The organism is Mycobacterium appelbergii, from assembly GCF_032883035.1.
Classification (GTDB): Bacteria; Actinomycetota; Actinomycetes; order Mycobacteriales; family Mycobacteriaceae; genus Mycobacterium; species Mycobacterium appelbergii.
This window is the reverse complement of the sequence record NZ_JAMQTH010000008.1, coordinates 1-15,883: the sequence shown is the minus strand read 5'-3', so window position 1 is coordinate 15,883 and position 15,883 is coordinate 1. Positions and strand designations below refer to the sequence as shown.

Genomic DNA, 15,883 nt, shown 5'->3' with positions numbered 1-15,883 from the left:
ACCAGATCAGTCCCGCACGAACGGAGAGCACCACATGAAGGCCACCAAGGCCCTTGACTCGCGGTCTCCAGCCCGGGCCAGCAAGGCCAGCGTGTTCGATGACCTTCGTAGCGACATCCTGGCCGGCAGGCTGGAGCCGGGTAGCAAGCTGCCGTTCGCCGGCCTGGTGACAAGATTCGGGTGCAGCGTCGGGGCGATCCGCGAGGCATTGCAGCGACTCGCCGAACAGGGGCTCGTGGTAACCGAGTGGCAGCAAGGCTTCCGAGTCACCGATATCTCCACCGAAGACCTCGCCGACCTCACCGATGCGCGCTGTGAAATCGAAATACTGGCACTGCGGTACGCGATCAACAAAGCTGACGTGGGATGGGAGGCGCAAGCAGTGTCCGCGCACCACATTCTCGACCGAACTCCCATGTACGACGAAGCTGACCCCGCTCGATTCTCCGAACAGTGGGTCGAGGCGCACGCAGCGTTCCACGACGCCCTGCTGCACGGCTGTCCGAACCGCCGGATCCGCACGGCCGCACTGTCCTTACGTGAGTCCGCTGAGTTGTACCGACGCTGGTCGGCTCCGCTTCATGACCGGGATCGAGACATCGCCGCTGAGCATCGCGCGATCATCGACGCTGTCGTCGCCCGCGATGTGGACCTGGCATCCGGACTGCTGTGCACACATATCCGGCGCACCACCGACAAGCTACTGGAAGCCAATCAGCCGTAGAACTGTCCTTGCAGTCTCGCCAGCCGCGCGTCTCCTGGCGTATGTGGCATTGCGCGTCTGCCCATTTGTGTAGCAGCAGCGGAACTCCAGCCAGTACCGGCCACAGCTGCCGTCACCCCCGGGCGAGCAGACGCGGAGGTACCCGTCGCGACGACTTTTCCGGTACCTCCGCGTCTGCTCGCGCACGAAACGTTCTAAGCGCTCCCCCTGCAGAAACCTATACTGTAATGTCTTCCGTACTGTTGTGGGCACGCTGAACGCAGGAGGCAACTGGCATGAAAGTGCCTTTCACCTGGAAGGTCACCGGCTGGTTCATGATCGGCTGGTCCGCCGAGTACGAAGTCGGTGAAGTGCGTGCGCTCAAGTACTTCGGCGAGGATCTGGCGGCCTATCGCGACGAGTCCGGTGAGTTGCACATCCTGGAGGCCCACTGCAAACACCTCGGGGCCCACATCGGCCACGGCGGCAAGGTCGTCGGCGACTGTGTCGAATGCCCGTTCCACGGCTGGCGCTGGGACCCCGACGGCAACAACACCTACATCCCGTATCAGCCCGACCGACCCAACCGCGGGCTGCGGCTCCGCTCTTATCCGGTCAAGGAACAGTACGGCTGCATCTTCGTGTGGCACCAGCCCGACGGCTTGGAACCACGATGGGAACTGCCGGACATCTTCCACAAGTTCCCGCAGTTCGACACCGATCCGGACGCCTACTACCGACCGTACCCGGAGTTCTCCAGCCGTGCCGACGCCATCCCGGTGCACCCGCAGATTGTCGCCGAAAATGGCCCGGACAGTTCACATTTCCGGTATGTGCACGGCGCCACCGTGACACCGGTGTGCCTGGACTGGGAACACGTCGACGAGGAATGGCGGTTCCTGACCGGCTGGCCCGACGCCCGCAGCGACGATCCCGACAAGATGGCGCTTCGCATCCACAGCCACTTCTCCGGACTGGGCTTCGCGATGAGCGCGTTCGAAGGGTCATCCAACCATCGCCTGATCTTCGCCTGCACCCCGGTCGACGATGAGGTGTCGGACATGTTCTATTCGATCTGGTGGCCCAAGCTTGCCGGGGAGACCTCCGACATCCCACCGGACCAGGTACGCGCGCAGGTCGAGAAGCAGTTCCTCAAGACCGTGTGGGAGGACTGCGACATCTGGCGCTACCAGAAGTACGTCGAGCATCCCCCGTTGGCCAAGATCGACGCGAAACCCTATATGGCCATGCGTAAGTGGGCCACGCAGTTCTACGAGGTGCCGCCCACCCCCGATGGCCGAGCTACCGCGCACGCATGAGAGTCGACCTGGCCGAGCTGGTTGCCCCTGCGCACACCGCCATCGTCACCCAGGAATGCCAGGGTGCGGTCGTCGGTCCCGACGCCGGCCTGGCCGCACTCGCCGACGAAGCACGCCGCGTGGCCCTGCCCAACATCGAGCGACTCCTCCCGGTCGCCCGGGCCGCCTCGGTTCAGGTGGTGCACTGCCTGGTGCAGCGCCGCCCCGATGGTCTCGGCTCGAATCACAATGCCAAGATCTTCGCCATCGGCCGCAGCGGTGTCGGGATCGTACCGGGTACGCCAGGCGCGGCCCTGCTACCCGAATTGGGCCCGGAGCCAGACGATCTGGTGCTGAGTCGATGGCATGGGATCGGCCCGATGGGTGGTACCGACCTCGACCCCGTGTTGCGCAACCTCGGAGTGTCAACGATCGTCGCGGTCGGGGTTTCGGTGAACGTCGCGATCATCAACCTCGTGATGGACGCGGTCAACGCGGGATACCGCGTGGTGTTGCCCCGCGACGCGGTCGCCGGTATTCCCGCCGACTACGCCGACGCCGTCATCGACAACACCCTGTCCCTGCTGGCCACCATCACGACGGCCGACGAACTACTACACGCCTGGCAGCGGTGACGCCTACCATCGACCTATTCACCACCCTAGGAGACCCCGTGCTGTTCACTGTCACCGAAGTAGCCGACGCCGTTGCCGCGGCGATTCCCGACCGGACCTTCGTGGCACAGGGTGAACGTCAGCTCAGCTACCGGCAGATCGTCGAACGGTCGAACCACCTTGCCGCGTACCTGCATTCACGGGGCCTGGGTACCCGCACCGAGCGGGAGGCGCTGGCGGGCCACGAGGTGGGACAGGACCTGCTCGGCATATACGCCTACAACGGACCCGAGTACGTCGAATCCATGCTGGGCTCCTTCCGGGCCAGGGTGGCACCGTTCAACGTCAACTACCGCTACGTCAAGAACGAACTGCAGTATCTGTTGGCCGATTCCGGGGCAGGCGCGTTGATCTACCACGCGGCCTTCGCGCCGCGGGTAGCCGAGATTCTTCCCGAACTCCCCGCGCTGCGCGTCCTCATCCAGATCGCCGACGGTTCCGGCAACGAGCTGCTCTACGGAGCCGTCGACTACGACTCGATCGTCGGACGAGACACTGCGCCGCCGCCGGTGCAACCGTCGCCCGATGACCTGTACGTCCTGTACACAGGCGGCACCACCGGTATGCCCAAGGGTGTGTTGTGGCGCCAGCACGATATATTCATGACGGCATTCGGCGGCCGGAACATGGTGACCGGTGAGAAAGTCGAATCGGTGGACGAGATCGTCGCCAGGGCCACCGACAACCCCGGCACCAAGCTACTGATCCTGCCCCCGCTGATCCACGGTGCCGCGCAGTGGACCGCGATGACGGCGATGACCACCGGCCAGACCCTCGTATTTCCAAGCGTGGTAGACCGTTTCGACGCCGACGACGTCGTGCGGACCATCGAGCGCGAGGGTGTCATGGTGGCGACCGTGGTGGGTGACGCCATGGCCCGGCCCCTGGTCGCTGCGATCCAGAGCGGTATCGCTGATGTGTCCACGCTGTCCGTCGTCGCCAACGGCGGCGCACAGCTCACGCCCTACGTCAAACAACAGCTGATCGATTCCAAGACCAACCTGATCGTCGTGGACGGCGTCGGCTCGTCGGAAACCGGAGCCCAGCTCAGCCACATGTCGGCCCCGGGTGCGGTGTCGACGGGCACGTTCAACGCGGGCCCCGACACCTGTGTGGTGACCGAGGATTTCAGTGCGGTGCTGGAGCCCGGCCACGACGGCCTGGGCTGGCTGGCGCAGCGCGGCTACGTGCCGTTGGGCTACAAAGGCGACGCGGGAAAGACCGCGGCGACATTCCCGGTCATCGACGGCGAGCGCCATGCGGTACCCGGCGACCGGGCCCGCCATCTACAGGGCGGCACCATCGAGCTGCTCGGTCGTGATTCGATCACCATCAATTCCGGCGGCGAGAAGATCTTCGCCGAAGAAGTCGAAGCGGCGATCGCCTCACATCCGGCGGTGGCCGACGTGGTGGTGGCGGGCCGGCCGAGTGACCGTTGGGGCCAGGAGGTGGTCGCTATTGTCGCCTTGAGCGAGGACGCGCCTGCCGACGATGCGCAGGTCGACGCCGACGAACTCATCCGGCACGCCGAGGCCTCCATCGCCCGCTACAAGCTGCCCAAGGCTGTGGTGTTCCGCCCGGCCATCGAACGCAGCCCGGCCGGCAAGGCCGACTACCGCTGGGCCCGTGAGCAGGCGATCAGCGAAACTTCCTGAGCCGGCTGCTGGTTCGGGTGCGTGCCCGGCGCAGGGCGAGATCGGCGCTGACCCGCATCGACGCAGTGAACGGCAACGCCGCACGCCCGGTGATGCTGAACGGCAGATCGCTACCTACCACCGTGCGGTAATGGCTGAACGCGTCGAATCCGGCCTTTCCGTGATATGCCCCCATCCCACTGCGCCCCACTCCCCCGAACGGTGCCGAAGACGGAATCATGTGTGCAGCAAAGTCATTGCGGGCCACACCACCGCTGCGGGTATGGCTGACGAAGTGCCGGAAATCGGCGTTGTCCGGGCCGAACCAGTACGCGACCAATGGGGACGGCCGAGAGTTGACATATCCGATGGTCTCGTTGAGCGTCGAGTAGCCCCGCACCACCAGAACCGGCCCGAACACCTCCTCCTCGGCGATGCGCATCCGATCGTCGACGTCGCGGACGATGGTCGGTGCGATCTTGCGGGAACCGGGATCGGGCAGCACTTCCCCCTCGGGGCCGACCGAGTCGATCCGCGCACCGTGTGCCCGCGCGTCCTCGATGAGCCCGACGACCCGGTCGAAATTCGCCTGGTTCACCGAGGAGCAGTAGTCACCGTTGCCGATGATGGTCGGGAACATGTCACGCAAGGTCTGGCGGGCAATGTCGACGAAGAGCTCCACGTGCGCGTCGGGCACGAACACGTAGTCCGGGCAGACGCACACCTGGCCACCGTTAACCATGCGCGCCTGCGCGATTCGGGTCGCCGCACGGATGACATCGGCGTCCGGTGCCACCACCACCGGATTCTTGCCACCCAGTTCCAGCGTCACCGGAACGAGGTTCTGAGCGGCGGCGCGGCCCACGAGCGCACCGATCGCCGGTGAGCCGGTGAAGAACAGGTGGTCGAAAGGCAGCCCGGCGAAGTCGGCGGCCACGTCCGGTCCGCCTGTCACGATTGCCAGTTCGCTTTCGTCGAAGTAGCGCGGCGCAGTACCGGCCATCAGCTCGGCCGCGCGTGGCGTCACCTCAGACATCTTGATCATCACCCGGTTGCCTGCGGCGAAGGCCGCCGCAGCGGGCAACACGGTCAGCTGGATCGGGAAGTTCCACGGTCCGATGATGCCGATCACGCCGAGCGGGGACGGCACCACCTCCGCGCGCAATCCGGCCGGCCGCGCGGCCCGCATCAACTTTGCGGATCGCATCCATTGCGGCACATTCGATCTGGTGTGCTCGATGACCGAGACCATACCGAGGATCTCGGCGAAGAAGGCCGCCGAACGCGATCTCGACCCGTAGTCGGCCGCAGTGGCGGTGACGAATTCCTCGGCATTGTCCAGAACCATCGCCACGAGCCGGTCGATGCGGTTGCGCCGCAGGGCGACACTCGGCGGACCATCGGCGAGGAACGTCTGTCGCTGGGTGGCCAGTGTCGCGGCGGGTCCGTCATGCTCGGTCCGGCCTGCCCCGATAACCCCGACGGCATCCGTCATTGGCCGCACTCCTCATCGCGTGTAAGCCCCTCCGGTAAGGCTAACGGTAGCACCGTCTACCGCCGTCGAGAATGATTGTCCGGTTCGCCCGAGTTAGTTACAGTGATGCTTACCGTCGTACCGTCAGTTGGAGGCCGTAGATGTCTGCAGATCCGCGCAGAATCGTCGTCGTCGGAGCCGGATCCGGCATCGGCGCGGCCACGGCGGCGCACTTTCACCACCGAGGCGACCACGTCGTGGCGGTTGACCTGCGCGCAGGCGAAACACCGGCAGCCCGACACCTGACCTGCGATCTGCGCGACGCCGCCGACATTCAGGCGCTGCTGGCCGAGATCGGCGATGGCTGGGACACTCTCGCCCATGTCGCCGGGGTTCCCGGCACCGCACCGGCAGCCGACGTGCTCAAGGTCAACTACCTCGGAATGCGCTTGATCACCGAAGGCATGCTGCCACTGATGCGACCCGGCGGTTCAGTGGTCGCCGTCGCGTCAACGGCAGCCCTGGGCTGGGATCAGCGGATCGACGTACTCGACGGATTGCTCGAGCTCGACGATGGCGACGCGGTGGAACGTTGGCAGGCCGGACAGGACCAGAACTATCCCGTGTACACCACCTCCAAACAAGCGATGATCCTGTTCGCCAAGCGGATCGCCGGGCCTGCGTGGACCAAGTACGGCATCCGGGTCAACACCGTAAGCCCCGGGCCTGTCGAGACACCGATCCTGACCGACTTCGAACAGACCATGGGCAAAGACGTTCTCGACCTGGTGCGGTCGACAGTGGGCAGGCACGCCACCGTCGACGACATCGCACCGGTGATCGCGTTCCTGGCCTCACCGGACGCGCGGTGGATCAACGGCCAGGACATCCAGGTGGATGCGGGGTTCATCGCGGCGATGACGAGTGGAGCTCCCATCTCCCTCTGAATCGGAAGTCACCGCTACTGTAATCTTTACAGTAATATCGTCCAGGAAGGTTTGGACCGTTCCGAGTTGTGGGGTGATCTGTGGAAAGCCACGTGCAGGACGCCACGTTCGGCGACACAGCCGACCTGTTGCGTGACCCGTACCCGATCTTCGCGCGGCACCGCGCCGGCGCCGCCGGGGTGTTCCGTGGCTCGGTGATGGACTGGTCCAAAACCCCGGAATCGATGCTGCCCGAGCACCAGTTCGCGGCGGTCTCCTTCGACGCCGTCAACACCGTGTTCCGCGACGGCAAAAGGTTCAACTCCACGATCTACGACAGCACCATCGGACTGTTCATCGGGCCGACCATCCTGGCGATGGAAGGGAAAACCCACCGCGAGCATCGCAACCTGGTGTCCGCGGCGTTCAAGTCAAAGTCGCTGCTGCGCTGGGAACCTGAGATCGTGCGGCCGATCTGTGACGCGTTGGTCGATGAGTTCATCGAGTCGGGCAGCGCCGATCTAGTCCGCGATTTCACCGTTGAATTCCCGACACGGGTGATCTCGCGGCTGCTCGGCCTCCCCGAGGACGACCTGCCCTGGTTTCGCCGGCGTGCAATCGAACTGATCAGTTACACCGTCAAATACAAGCGGGCATTCGAGGCCTCTGCGGCGTTGAAAGACTATTTCCTCGAGCAGATCGAGCAGCGCCGGGCCACGCCCACCGACGACATCATCGGTGATCTGGTGACCGCAGAGATCGACGGCGAGAAGCTCACCGACGAAGCCATCTATTCGTTTCTGCGGCTGCTGCTGCCTGCCGGACTGGAAACCACCTATCGCTCCTCGGGTAACCTGCTCTACCTGCTGCTGACCCATCCCGACCAGTTCGCCGCCGTGCAGAAGGATCACGAGCTCATAGGCCAGGCGATCGAGGAGGGTCTGCGCTACGAGACTCCACTGACCACCGTGCAGCGGTCGGCCAATCAAGATACCGAGCTCGACGGGTTGCACCTGCCTGCAGGCGCGGTGATCGACGTGTGCATCGGATCGGCCAACCGCGACGAGAAGCGCTGGGAGCGCCCCGACGAATTCGACATCTTCCGCGAGCGCGTTCCACACATCACCTTCGCAGCGGGCGAGCACACCTGCATGGGACTGCACCTGGCTCGCATGGAAACCCGGGTGGCCGTCGAATGCCTGCTCAACCGGATCACCGACATCGAGTTGGTCACCGACGACGACCCGCACATCTTCGGCCAGCCGTTCCGGTCGCCGACCGCGATACCGGTCACCTTCGACCCCATCATCTGAGCAGAGGACGGATCCATGGCCAGAGCCGCGGGCACTCCCCGCCGTCAGCGTCGCCCACGCGGGTCCATCACCGTCGACGAAATCCTCAGCGGCGCTTTCGAGATTGCCGGCGAAGCCTCGATCGACACCCTGAGCATGCCGCAGCTGGCCCGCCATCTCGATGTGGGAGTGACCAGCATCTACTGGTACTTCCGTCGCAAGGACGACCTGCTCGACGCGATGACCGAACGCGTCCTGCTCGACTACGACTTCGGCGTGCTGTCCATCGATGCCTGCTCCTGGCGGGAGTCCCTGCGCGCGCACGCCCACCGGATGCGTGAGATGTTCACGAGCAATCCGATTGTGTGCGACCTCATCCTGATCCGCGGCACCCGCGGCACTCCCGGGGCCCGCGCTGCGCTGGAGAAGATCGAGCAACCCGTTGCCGCCCTGGTGCAGGCCGGTCTGACACCACAGCAGGCGTTCGACACCTACACCGCCATTGCGGTACTGGTGCGTAGTTCGTCGGTGCTGCAACGCCTTCACACCAGGACGCCGCAGCCGGAGCTCTCCCGCGAGTACTGGGAACAGGTGATCGATGCCCAAACCATGCCGATGATCGCCTCGATATCCGGCCACGGGTACCGCATCGGTGTCGCCGACGACACCAACTTCGACCACATCCTCGACAGCATTCTGGATCGCGCCGCCCGTCATCCTGCCGAGCAACGGACCGGCACCGCTGGATCAGATGTGCGGCCGGGGTAGCCGCCAACCGATCGTCTTCGTCTCGGTGTACTGTGCGAAACCTTCGATGCCGCACTGGCGGCCGATGCCGCTGTTCTTGTACCCGCCGAACGGCGCGTCGGCGCCGTAGTACATCCCGCCATTAATACCAATTGCGCCGGTCCTAATCCGCCGTGCGATGCCCATGGCCCGCTCGGCAGACTTGGACAGCACCGCACCGGCCAAGCCGAACGCACTGTCGTTGGCAATGCGCACCCCCTCGTCGTCATCGTCGAACGGCAGCATCACCAACACCGGCCCGAACACCTCGTTCTGGACGATGGCCGATTTCGGATCCGCCCCGACGATGACGGTAGGCGCGACGAAATAACCACCCGCCAGGTGGTCCGGCAACCCTCCGACAGCGCTTCCACCCACCACGATGTCGGCTCCGTCACGACGGGCACGGTCGCATGCGTCGAGCACCCGCTGCTTCTGCGCCGCGCTGATCAGCGGCCCCACCAACGTGGCCTCGAGTGCGGGATCCCCCACCGGCACTCCTTCGAATGTCATCGTCACGTTGGCGACCGCTTCGTCGAACAGGCTGCGGTGCACCAACATCCGAGTGTTGGCTGCGCAGGCCTGCCCGGCGTGCACGCATGCTCCGATCGCGCTGGGAATGATGTGGGCGGGATTGGCGTCGTCGAGCACGATCATGGCGGACTTGCCGCCGAGTTCAAGGAATGTGCGTTTCATGGTGTCAGCGCCGACACGCATCAGGTGCTTGCCCACCGCCGTCGAGCCGGTGAACGACACCATGTCCACCCGCGGGTCGGTGCCCAACCGGCCGGCCACCTCGTTCGACGGTGTCGGCACCACGTTGACCACGCCTGCCGGGATGTCAGTGCGCTCGGCGATCAACCTGCCCAGCCGCGTGGCGTTCCACGGGGTATTCGGATCGGGCTTGAGCACCACGGTGTTACCGGTGGCCAGGGCAGGCCCGAGTTTATTGAGGATGACCTCGACCGGGAAGTTCGACGGGGTGATCGCAGCGACGACCCCGACCGGCTCCTTGACGACTGTGCGCGCGTTTCGCTCGCCGAACAGCCCGCCGCCGTCGAGCGTGCGCTCCCATTCGAACTCGTCGATCAGCCGGGCCGGGTACCGCAACGCCTCGGCCAGCGGCCAGTCCAGTTGTGCATTCCGGGTTGTCATCACGGGGCAGCCGACCTCTGCGATCAATTCCTCACGGAGATCTTCTTTTTCGGCCTCGATAGCATCTTGCAGCTGCGTCAGCGCACGTAGGCGCAACACCCGGTTGGTCGCCCAGTCGGACTCGTCGAATGCACGCCGGGCGGCTCCGATGGCGGCGTCCATGTCCTCCGGTCCCGCCGCCGCCGTGGTGCCCAACACGCGGCCCGTTGCGGGACTGAGAATGTCGAACTCAGCGCCGGATGCCGCGGCGCGCAACTCACCATCGACCAGCATCCTCTTTTCGGCACGCCCGGCCGTACGCTGCCCGATGTCGACGCTGTTCACGGCTTCACTCACATGGACAACTGTAACAGTTACAGTAATGCCCTCTATCGCCGAAACGGCATTCCAGCAGAGAAGTTACGAGTACCGGCCTGCCGGAATGCTGTTTCGCGGGAGATCAATGAGGTTCCACCTGCACCGGAACACCCGTCAACCAGGACATGCCGGCCGGTGCCTCGATATCGGCCGGATCGCTCGACATCAACTCATTCACGTTGGCTCCACCGGCGCGGTTCGCGAGCTTCCAACCGCCGCTGCCCTTGTGTCCCCAGCCATGCGGGATGGCGACGGTCCCGCGCATGATGTCGTCGGTGAGAGCCACCGCGAGGGCAATCTGGCCGTATGGCGAGCGCACCCGCACCTCGTCGCCGTCGGTCAGGTGCCGCGCCGCGGCGTCATCGGTGTGCATCAAGGCCTGATGAATCCGGTTGCCCCGCATCAACAGCGGTGAGTTGTGCAGCCATGAGTTCTCCGAGCGAGGCTCGCGCATTCCGATCATCCGCAGCGGATAACCGTCGGGTTGACTGCGCGCTGACAGGTTGGCGATCTCCGCCGCAATGTCCTCGTGCGCCAACTTGACCCGGCGCCCCGGATATACGACCACGTTCCTCAGCACGCCGGTCCGGATACCCGAGCTGACAACCACACCGTGTGGAAGTTGCCGGGCCAGCTTGCGGAACGTCAGGCCCCCGCGGCGCAGCCCGAATCGGTCTCCGCCGTCGGACATCCTGATCATCAGGTCGATGATCGGCCGGGGAGTCAGCCGGGTTCCCCGCCACGCGGCCACCTTCCCGGCCAGCCGTAAACCGGTGAACACCGGTGTGCGCACGGACATTCGCTTGATCAGGTCGTCGATGATGTCCCATTCCGTGCGCACCTGGCCGACCGGTTCGACCACAGCCTCGGTGACTTGGCGGAACGGCGTGGCCTGGAACATCTGGAACGTGACCGCAAAGTCGTCCCGCTCGTACATCGTGGTGACCGGGAGCACGTAATCACAATGTGCGGTGGTCTCGTTGACGTAGAGATCCAGCCCGACCAACAGGTCGAGCTGATCGAACGCTGCTTCCAATTCGTCGCCGTTGGGCACCGACAACACCGGGTTGCCCGCGCCGATGAACATTGCCTTGATCTGCCGCGGCCCCGGCGTGCTGATCTCCTTGGCCATCAATGCCGCGGGTTCCGCCCCGATCACCGACCGGAAGCCGCCGACGCGGGTTCGCTTGCGCCGGTAGCTGCGCCGAAGCGAGGCCCCCATCGCCACACTGCCCCAATGCTGTCCTGGCATACCGAGTGTGCTGAAGACGCTGCCACCGGGAACATCCAGGTTGCCCGCGACGAGGTTGACTGCGTCGATCAGATACGCGGTCAGAGTGCCGCTACGGCCGACACACGTCCCCAGTCGGCCGTAAACCGCCGCGCGTCGGGTCTGCGCGAGATCATGCGCCAGGGCGCGCACCGCCTCCGGGGTGATGCCCGTATCCGGCGCGGTGACCTCCGGGGGCCACGGCGCGCACTGCCGACGCAACCAGTCCAGCCCGTCAGCTTGAGATCTGGCCCGCGGGTCGACAAGGTCCTCGTCGAACAGGACCTGCAGCAACGACATCAGGAAATAGGCGTCGGTATCCGGAACGATGCCCAGCCATTCGAATTGCGCGGCCGTCTCGCTGCGGCGCGGATCCACGACCAGGACCCGCCCTCCCCTGTTGACGATGTCGTGCATCCGATCCTTGATCCGCGGTGCGGTCAGGAAGCTACCGTGGGACACCACAGGATTCGCGCCGAGCATCACCAACAGGTCGGTCCGCATGAGGTCGGGGATCGGCACCGGAAACGGCGCACCATAGAGAAACTGGTTGGCGAGCAGCCTGCTACTGGTGTCCTGGGTTGACGAACTGAAGAAATGACCAGCCCCGCCGATGCCCTTGGCGAACACCATCGCCGCGAACAGGTGCAAGTAACTGAAGGCCGCCGGGTTCCCCATGTACCAGCCGAACGCTCCCGAGCCGTGCCGCCGGTGGATCTCGGTGACGCGGGTGGCGATGTCGTCGAGCGCCTCGTCCCAGGTAACCGGCTCGAAGCCGTAATCAGTCCGCTTCAAGGGCGTGGTGACCCGGTCCGGGTCGTTGACGACCTCGGTGAACGCGATGCCCTTCTGGCAGGCGAAACCAGCCGACAACGGGTGGTCCTTGTCCGGCCTGAGTGCGGTCAGGCGACCGTCCTCGACAGTGGCGATCATCCCGCACAACGGCTCACAGATCCGGCAGAATGTCACCTGGTGTTCGATCATCGAGTCTAGGTTACTGTAAGAGTTACAGTTGCTACGAGCTTTGGTCTGAACACGGAGGAGCCGCAGGAATGCAGAAGGCACTCGCCCCGGAGATGTCGGCGTGGCACGACGACGAAGTGGTCACCTTCGCCTTTACCCCGGAAGGGTCCGCCACATGACACATGACGTAGCCATCATCGGCGTCGGCCTGCACCCTTTCGGCCGGTTCGAGGGCAAGACCGCGATGCAGATGGGTGTGGACGCCATGCTCGCGGCAGTGGCTGACGCGGGTGTGCACTGGCGCGACATCTGCGCCGCCACAGGTGGCAGCTGGACAGTGGCCAACCCGGACGCCATCGTCGGCATGGTCGGGCTGTCCGGCATCCCGTTCACCAACGTGTTCAACGCTTGCGCGACCGCGGCCAGCGCCCTAAAGGTGTGCGCCGACGGGATCCGGCTCGGGGACTACGACATCGGCATCGCTGTGGGCCTGGACAAGCACCCGCGTGGCGCATTCACCGAGGATCCGGCGTTGGTCGGCATGCCGAGCTGGTACGCCGAGAACGGTCAGTACCTGACCACGCAGTTCTTCGGCATGAAAGCCAACCGGTATCTGCACGATCACAACATTTCCCAGCGCACCCTGGCCAGGGTGGCTGCCAAGAACTTCCGAAACGGCGCGTTGAATCCGAATGCGTTCCGCCGCAAGCCGATCGACGAGGACGACATCCTCAACTCGACGATGCTGAACTATCCGCTGACGCAGTACATGTTCTGCGCGCCGGATGAGGGCGCGGCCGCGGTGGTGATGTGCCGCGCCGACATCGCCCATCGATACACGGCCAAACCGGTGTATCTGAAGGCGGTGGAAGTCCGGACCCGCCGGTATGGCGCCTACGAGGTGAACACCACCTGTGCCCCGGTCGAGGAGGACGCCGCCCCGACGGTGTACGCCGCACGCGCCGCTTTCGAGAAGGCCGGGGCGGCACCGGAGGACGTCGACGTGGTGCAGTTGCAGGACACCGACGCCGGCGCGGAGATCATCCACATGGCCGAATGCGGATTCTGCGCCGACGGCGAGCAGGAGAAGCTGCTGGCCGACGGTGCCACCGAGATCGGCGGGTCGCTACCGGTCAACACCGACGGCGGGCTGATCGCCAACGGCGAGCCGATCGGCGCGTCCGGGCTGCGCCAGATCCACGAGCTGGTGCGCCAATTGCGTGGCCAAGCCGGGGAACGCCAGGTTCCCGGTGAGCCGAAGGTCGGGTTCGCACAGCTCTACGGCGCGCCGGGCACGGCTGCCGCCACCGTCCTAACCCTCTGATTTTCAGGCCGAGCAGACACTTAGGTACCCCGCACAGCGAGAAAAAGGGGACCTGAGTGTCTGCTCGCCGGGAAGGGAGACCACCCCATGACCGAACAGTTCACCGGCGCACCGATCTTCGACGCCGACCAACACATGTACGAAACCGGCGCTGCGCTCACGAAGTTCCTGCCCGAGCACTACAGGCGCGCTGTGCAGTACGCGCAGATCGGCCGGCAGACGCGCATCGTGATCAACAACCGGGTCACCGACTTCATCCCGAACCCGACGTTCGAACGGGTGGCCGCTCCCGGCGCGCACGAGAAGTTCTTCGCCGGTGAGAACTCCGACGGGCTGACGCTGCGCGAGATGCAGGGCAAGGCCATCGAGGCGCCCGCTGCCACGCGCAATCCGGATGACCGCATCAAGGAACTTGGCCGCCAAGGAGTCCGCGAGGCGCTCAACTACCCAACGCTGGGCAGCTTGGTCGAACATTCCAGCGCCGATGATCCACAGCTGACGGTGGCGATCGTCCACGCCCTCAACGAATGGATACTCGAACACTGGACCTACAACTACGACGACCGGGTGTTCTCCACGCCGATCATCAACCTCTCCGAAGTCGCTGCCGCGCAGCGTGAACTGGACTATGTCCTGGCCAACGGCGCCAAGGTGGCGCTGATCAAGCCCGGCCCCGTCAACGGTCTGCACGGCTGGCGCTCCCCGGCACTCCCGGAATTCGACCCGTTCTGGCGGGACGTCGAGGCAGCCGGGTTGCCGATCGTGCTGCACGCCAGCTATCCCCCGCTGGACGACTACGTCAACACATGGGAACCGGCCAACACCCAGAACTTCATGGCGCAGAGCGCATTCCGCTGGATGGTGCTGGGCCACCGCGAGATCGCCGACATGATCACCGCCCTGATCTGCCACGGCACGCTGACCCGTTTTCCGAAACTGCGGATCGCCAGCGTCGAGAACGGCAGCGGCTGGATCTTCCCGCTGTTCCACGATTTCGCCGACCTATACAAGAAGATGCCGCAGAACTTTCCGGAACACCCCCACGATGTGTTCCGTCGCAATATCTGGGTCAGCCCGTTCTGGGAGGGCTGCGTGTCCGACGTGGTAGACACGGTCGGCTGGGACAAGGTGCTGTTCGGTTCGGATTACCCGCATCCGGAGGGTCTGGCAGAGCCAAAGGGATTCTGGAAGTACGCCGAGGGCATGGATATCCGCCGCACGTATGACTTCATGGGCGACAACGCCCGACGGTTCATGGGCCTGCCACTTGCCAATCCCGACCCCCTGGCCGTCAAGCCACCGTCTCTCGCCAAAGCGACTACTACCGGGACCAGATCTGGGTGACCCCATCGGGAATGTTCAGTCAGCATCAGCTCGACCCTCTCCAGGTTCCCAGAACGTTGCCACGGCAAACATGCGCGACCACCACGGTTGTCCCACCGCAGGGCCGAGCGCACACTATCTGCATCAAGTACAGGTGATGCGCCTGTGCCCGAGACATGTCCGGCCACGGGCGTCCGACCTCTGGGGACACAGCAATGCCAGAAGCAACGACAAATGCATCAAGGCCGGCAAGCACTTTCGCGTGGCGCATGGCCTCCAGCGCAACCTTATTCGCCGCAGCGGCCATGTTCGTCGCCGTGACGCCGAGCGGAATTTCGCAGGCTGAGCCCGGCGTCTGGGATATTGAGGACTTCGACTCCTGCACCGAGATACTCAACGACGGTCTCGATGAATCCCTGCAGGAGAAGATCGACGACACCAAAGGTTGCTGCCGGCACAGCGGCGGGGTGTGGAACGAGGGACAGCAGAAGTGCGAGGCGCCGCCGGGCGAAGCCAGTGGCGCCGGTCGGGTTCCCGAGGGCCTCGTGCCCCGCGGCGATCTACAGGTGGCGCCGTCCGCTCCGCCACCGGTGCTGGTTCCTGTGCAACCCAGCTTGGCTCCGAACGGCTAGTGTCCTGAGTCATTAATTACGGCTCAGTTGTTAAACTAGGCCGTGCCCAGTCCTCAGGCTGCCGTGATCGTG

Annotated in this window: 13 protein-coding genes; 10 read left to right on the top strand and 3 right to left on the bottom strand. The window is 64.8% G+C overall.

Annotation, left to right across the window (positions count from 1 at the left end; all coding sequences use genetic code 11):
* The first annotated feature begins 34 nt into the window (after nt 1–34).
* The 4 genes from M1247_RS18970 (at nt 35) to M1247_RS18955 (ending at nt 4,330) form a co-directional block, all read left to right on the top strand.
* A complete protein-coding gene (locus M1247_RS18970) occupies nt 35–724 on the top strand; it encodes a GntR family transcriptional regulator (protein WP_317157932.1) in 690 nt (229 codons plus the stop codon).
* Nucleotides 725–999: 275 nt separating this feature from the next.
* Complete coding sequence (locus M1247_RS18965; protein ID WP_317157931.1) at nt 1,000–2,022, top strand: Rieske 2Fe-2S domain-containing protein; 1,023 nt, start codon at nt 1,000–1,002, stop codon at nt 2,020–2,022.
* A complete protein-coding gene (locus tag M1247_RS18960) occupies nt 2,019–2,636 on the top strand; it encodes a cysteine hydrolase family protein (protein WP_317157930.1) in 618 nt (205 codons plus the stop codon). Before M1247_RS18965 ends, M1247_RS18960 begins: the two co-directional genes overlap by 4 nt.
* A gap of 38 nt (nt 2,637–2,674) precedes the next feature.
* Nucleotides 2,675–4,330, top strand: a complete 1,656-nt coding sequence (locus M1247_RS18955; RefSeq protein WP_317157929.1) for a medium-chain acyl-CoA ligase Mig — start codon at nt 2,675–2,677, stop codon at nt 4,328–4,330.
* Here M1247_RS18955 and M1247_RS18950 read toward each other — a convergent pair.
* Nucleotides 4,314–5,804 carry an aldehyde dehydrogenase family protein gene (locus M1247_RS18950; protein ID WP_317157928.1) on the bottom strand — a complete coding sequence of 497 codons (1,491 nt, stop codon included), beginning with the start codon at nt 5,802–5,804 and terminating at the stop codon, nt 4,314–4,316. The genes M1247_RS18955 and M1247_RS18950 overlap by 17 nt on opposite strands.
* Before the next feature lie 140 nt (nt 5,805–5,944).
* Here M1247_RS18950 and M1247_RS18945 point away from each other — a divergent pair, with 140 nt between their 5' ends.
* The 3 genes from M1247_RS18945 to M1247_RS18935 all read left to right on the top strand — a co-directional run bounded on the left by M1247_RS18945 (nt 5,945) and on the right by M1247_RS18935 (nt 8,769).
* Entirely contained in the window at nt 5,945–6,730 is a 786-nt protein-coding gene (locus M1247_RS18945) for a coniferyl-alcohol dehydrogenase (protein WP_317157927.1), read from the top strand.
* Nucleotides 6,731–6,810: 80 nt separating this feature from the next.
* Nucleotides 6,811–8,022, top strand: coding sequence for a cytochrome P450 (locus tag M1247_RS18940; RefSeq protein ID WP_317157926.1), 1,212 nt, complete (start codon nt 6,811–6,813; stop codon nt 8,020–8,022).
* 15 nt (nt 8,023–8,037) lie between these two features.
* Complete coding sequence (locus tag M1247_RS18935; RefSeq protein WP_317157925.1) at nt 8,038–8,769, top strand: TetR/AcrR family transcriptional regulator; 732 nt, start codon at nt 8,038–8,040, stop codon at nt 8,767–8,769.
* On the opposite strand, the gene M1247_RS18930 is transcribed toward M1247_RS18935, so the two are convergent.
* Together M1247_RS18930 and M1247_RS18925 are read right to left on the bottom strand one after the other, a co-directional pair.
* On the bottom strand, nt 8,749–10,215 hold the full coding sequence (locus M1247_RS18930; RefSeq protein WP_317158268.1) for an aldehyde dehydrogenase family protein: 1,467 nt from the start codon (nt 10,213–10,215) through the stop codon (nt 8,749–8,751). The genes M1247_RS18935 and M1247_RS18930 overlap by 21 nt on opposite strands.
* Nucleotides 10,216–10,381: 166 nt before the next feature.
* Complete coding sequence (locus M1247_RS18925; protein ID WP_317157924.1) at nt 10,382–12,553, bottom strand: molybdopterin-containing oxidoreductase family protein; 2,172 nt, start codon at nt 12,551–12,553, stop codon at nt 10,382–10,384.
* Between the two features lie 154 nt (nt 12,554–12,707).
* On the opposite strand from M1247_RS18925, the gene M1247_RS18920 reads away from it, so the two are divergent.
* From M1247_RS18920 to M1247_RS18910, 3 genes are all read left to right on the top strand, one after another.
* Nucleotides 12,708–13,856: a thiolase family protein gene (locus tag M1247_RS18920; protein ID WP_317157923.1), complete on the top strand. Its 1,149-nt coding sequence runs from the start codon at nt 12,708–12,710 to the stop codon at nt 13,854–13,856.
* An 87-nt stretch (nt 13,857–13,943) separates the two neighbouring features.
* Nucleotides 13,944–15,200, top strand: coding sequence for an amidohydrolase family protein (locus M1247_RS18915; RefSeq protein WP_317157922.1), 1,257 nt, complete (start codon nt 13,944–13,946; stop codon nt 15,198–15,200).
* A 248-nt stretch (nt 15,201–15,448) separates the two neighbouring features.
* A complete protein-coding gene (locus M1247_RS18910; protein WP_317157921.1) occupies nt 15,449–15,811 on the top strand; it encodes a hypothetical protein in 363 nt (120 codons plus the stop codon).
* Nucleotides 15,812–15,883: the final 72 nt, after the last annotated feature.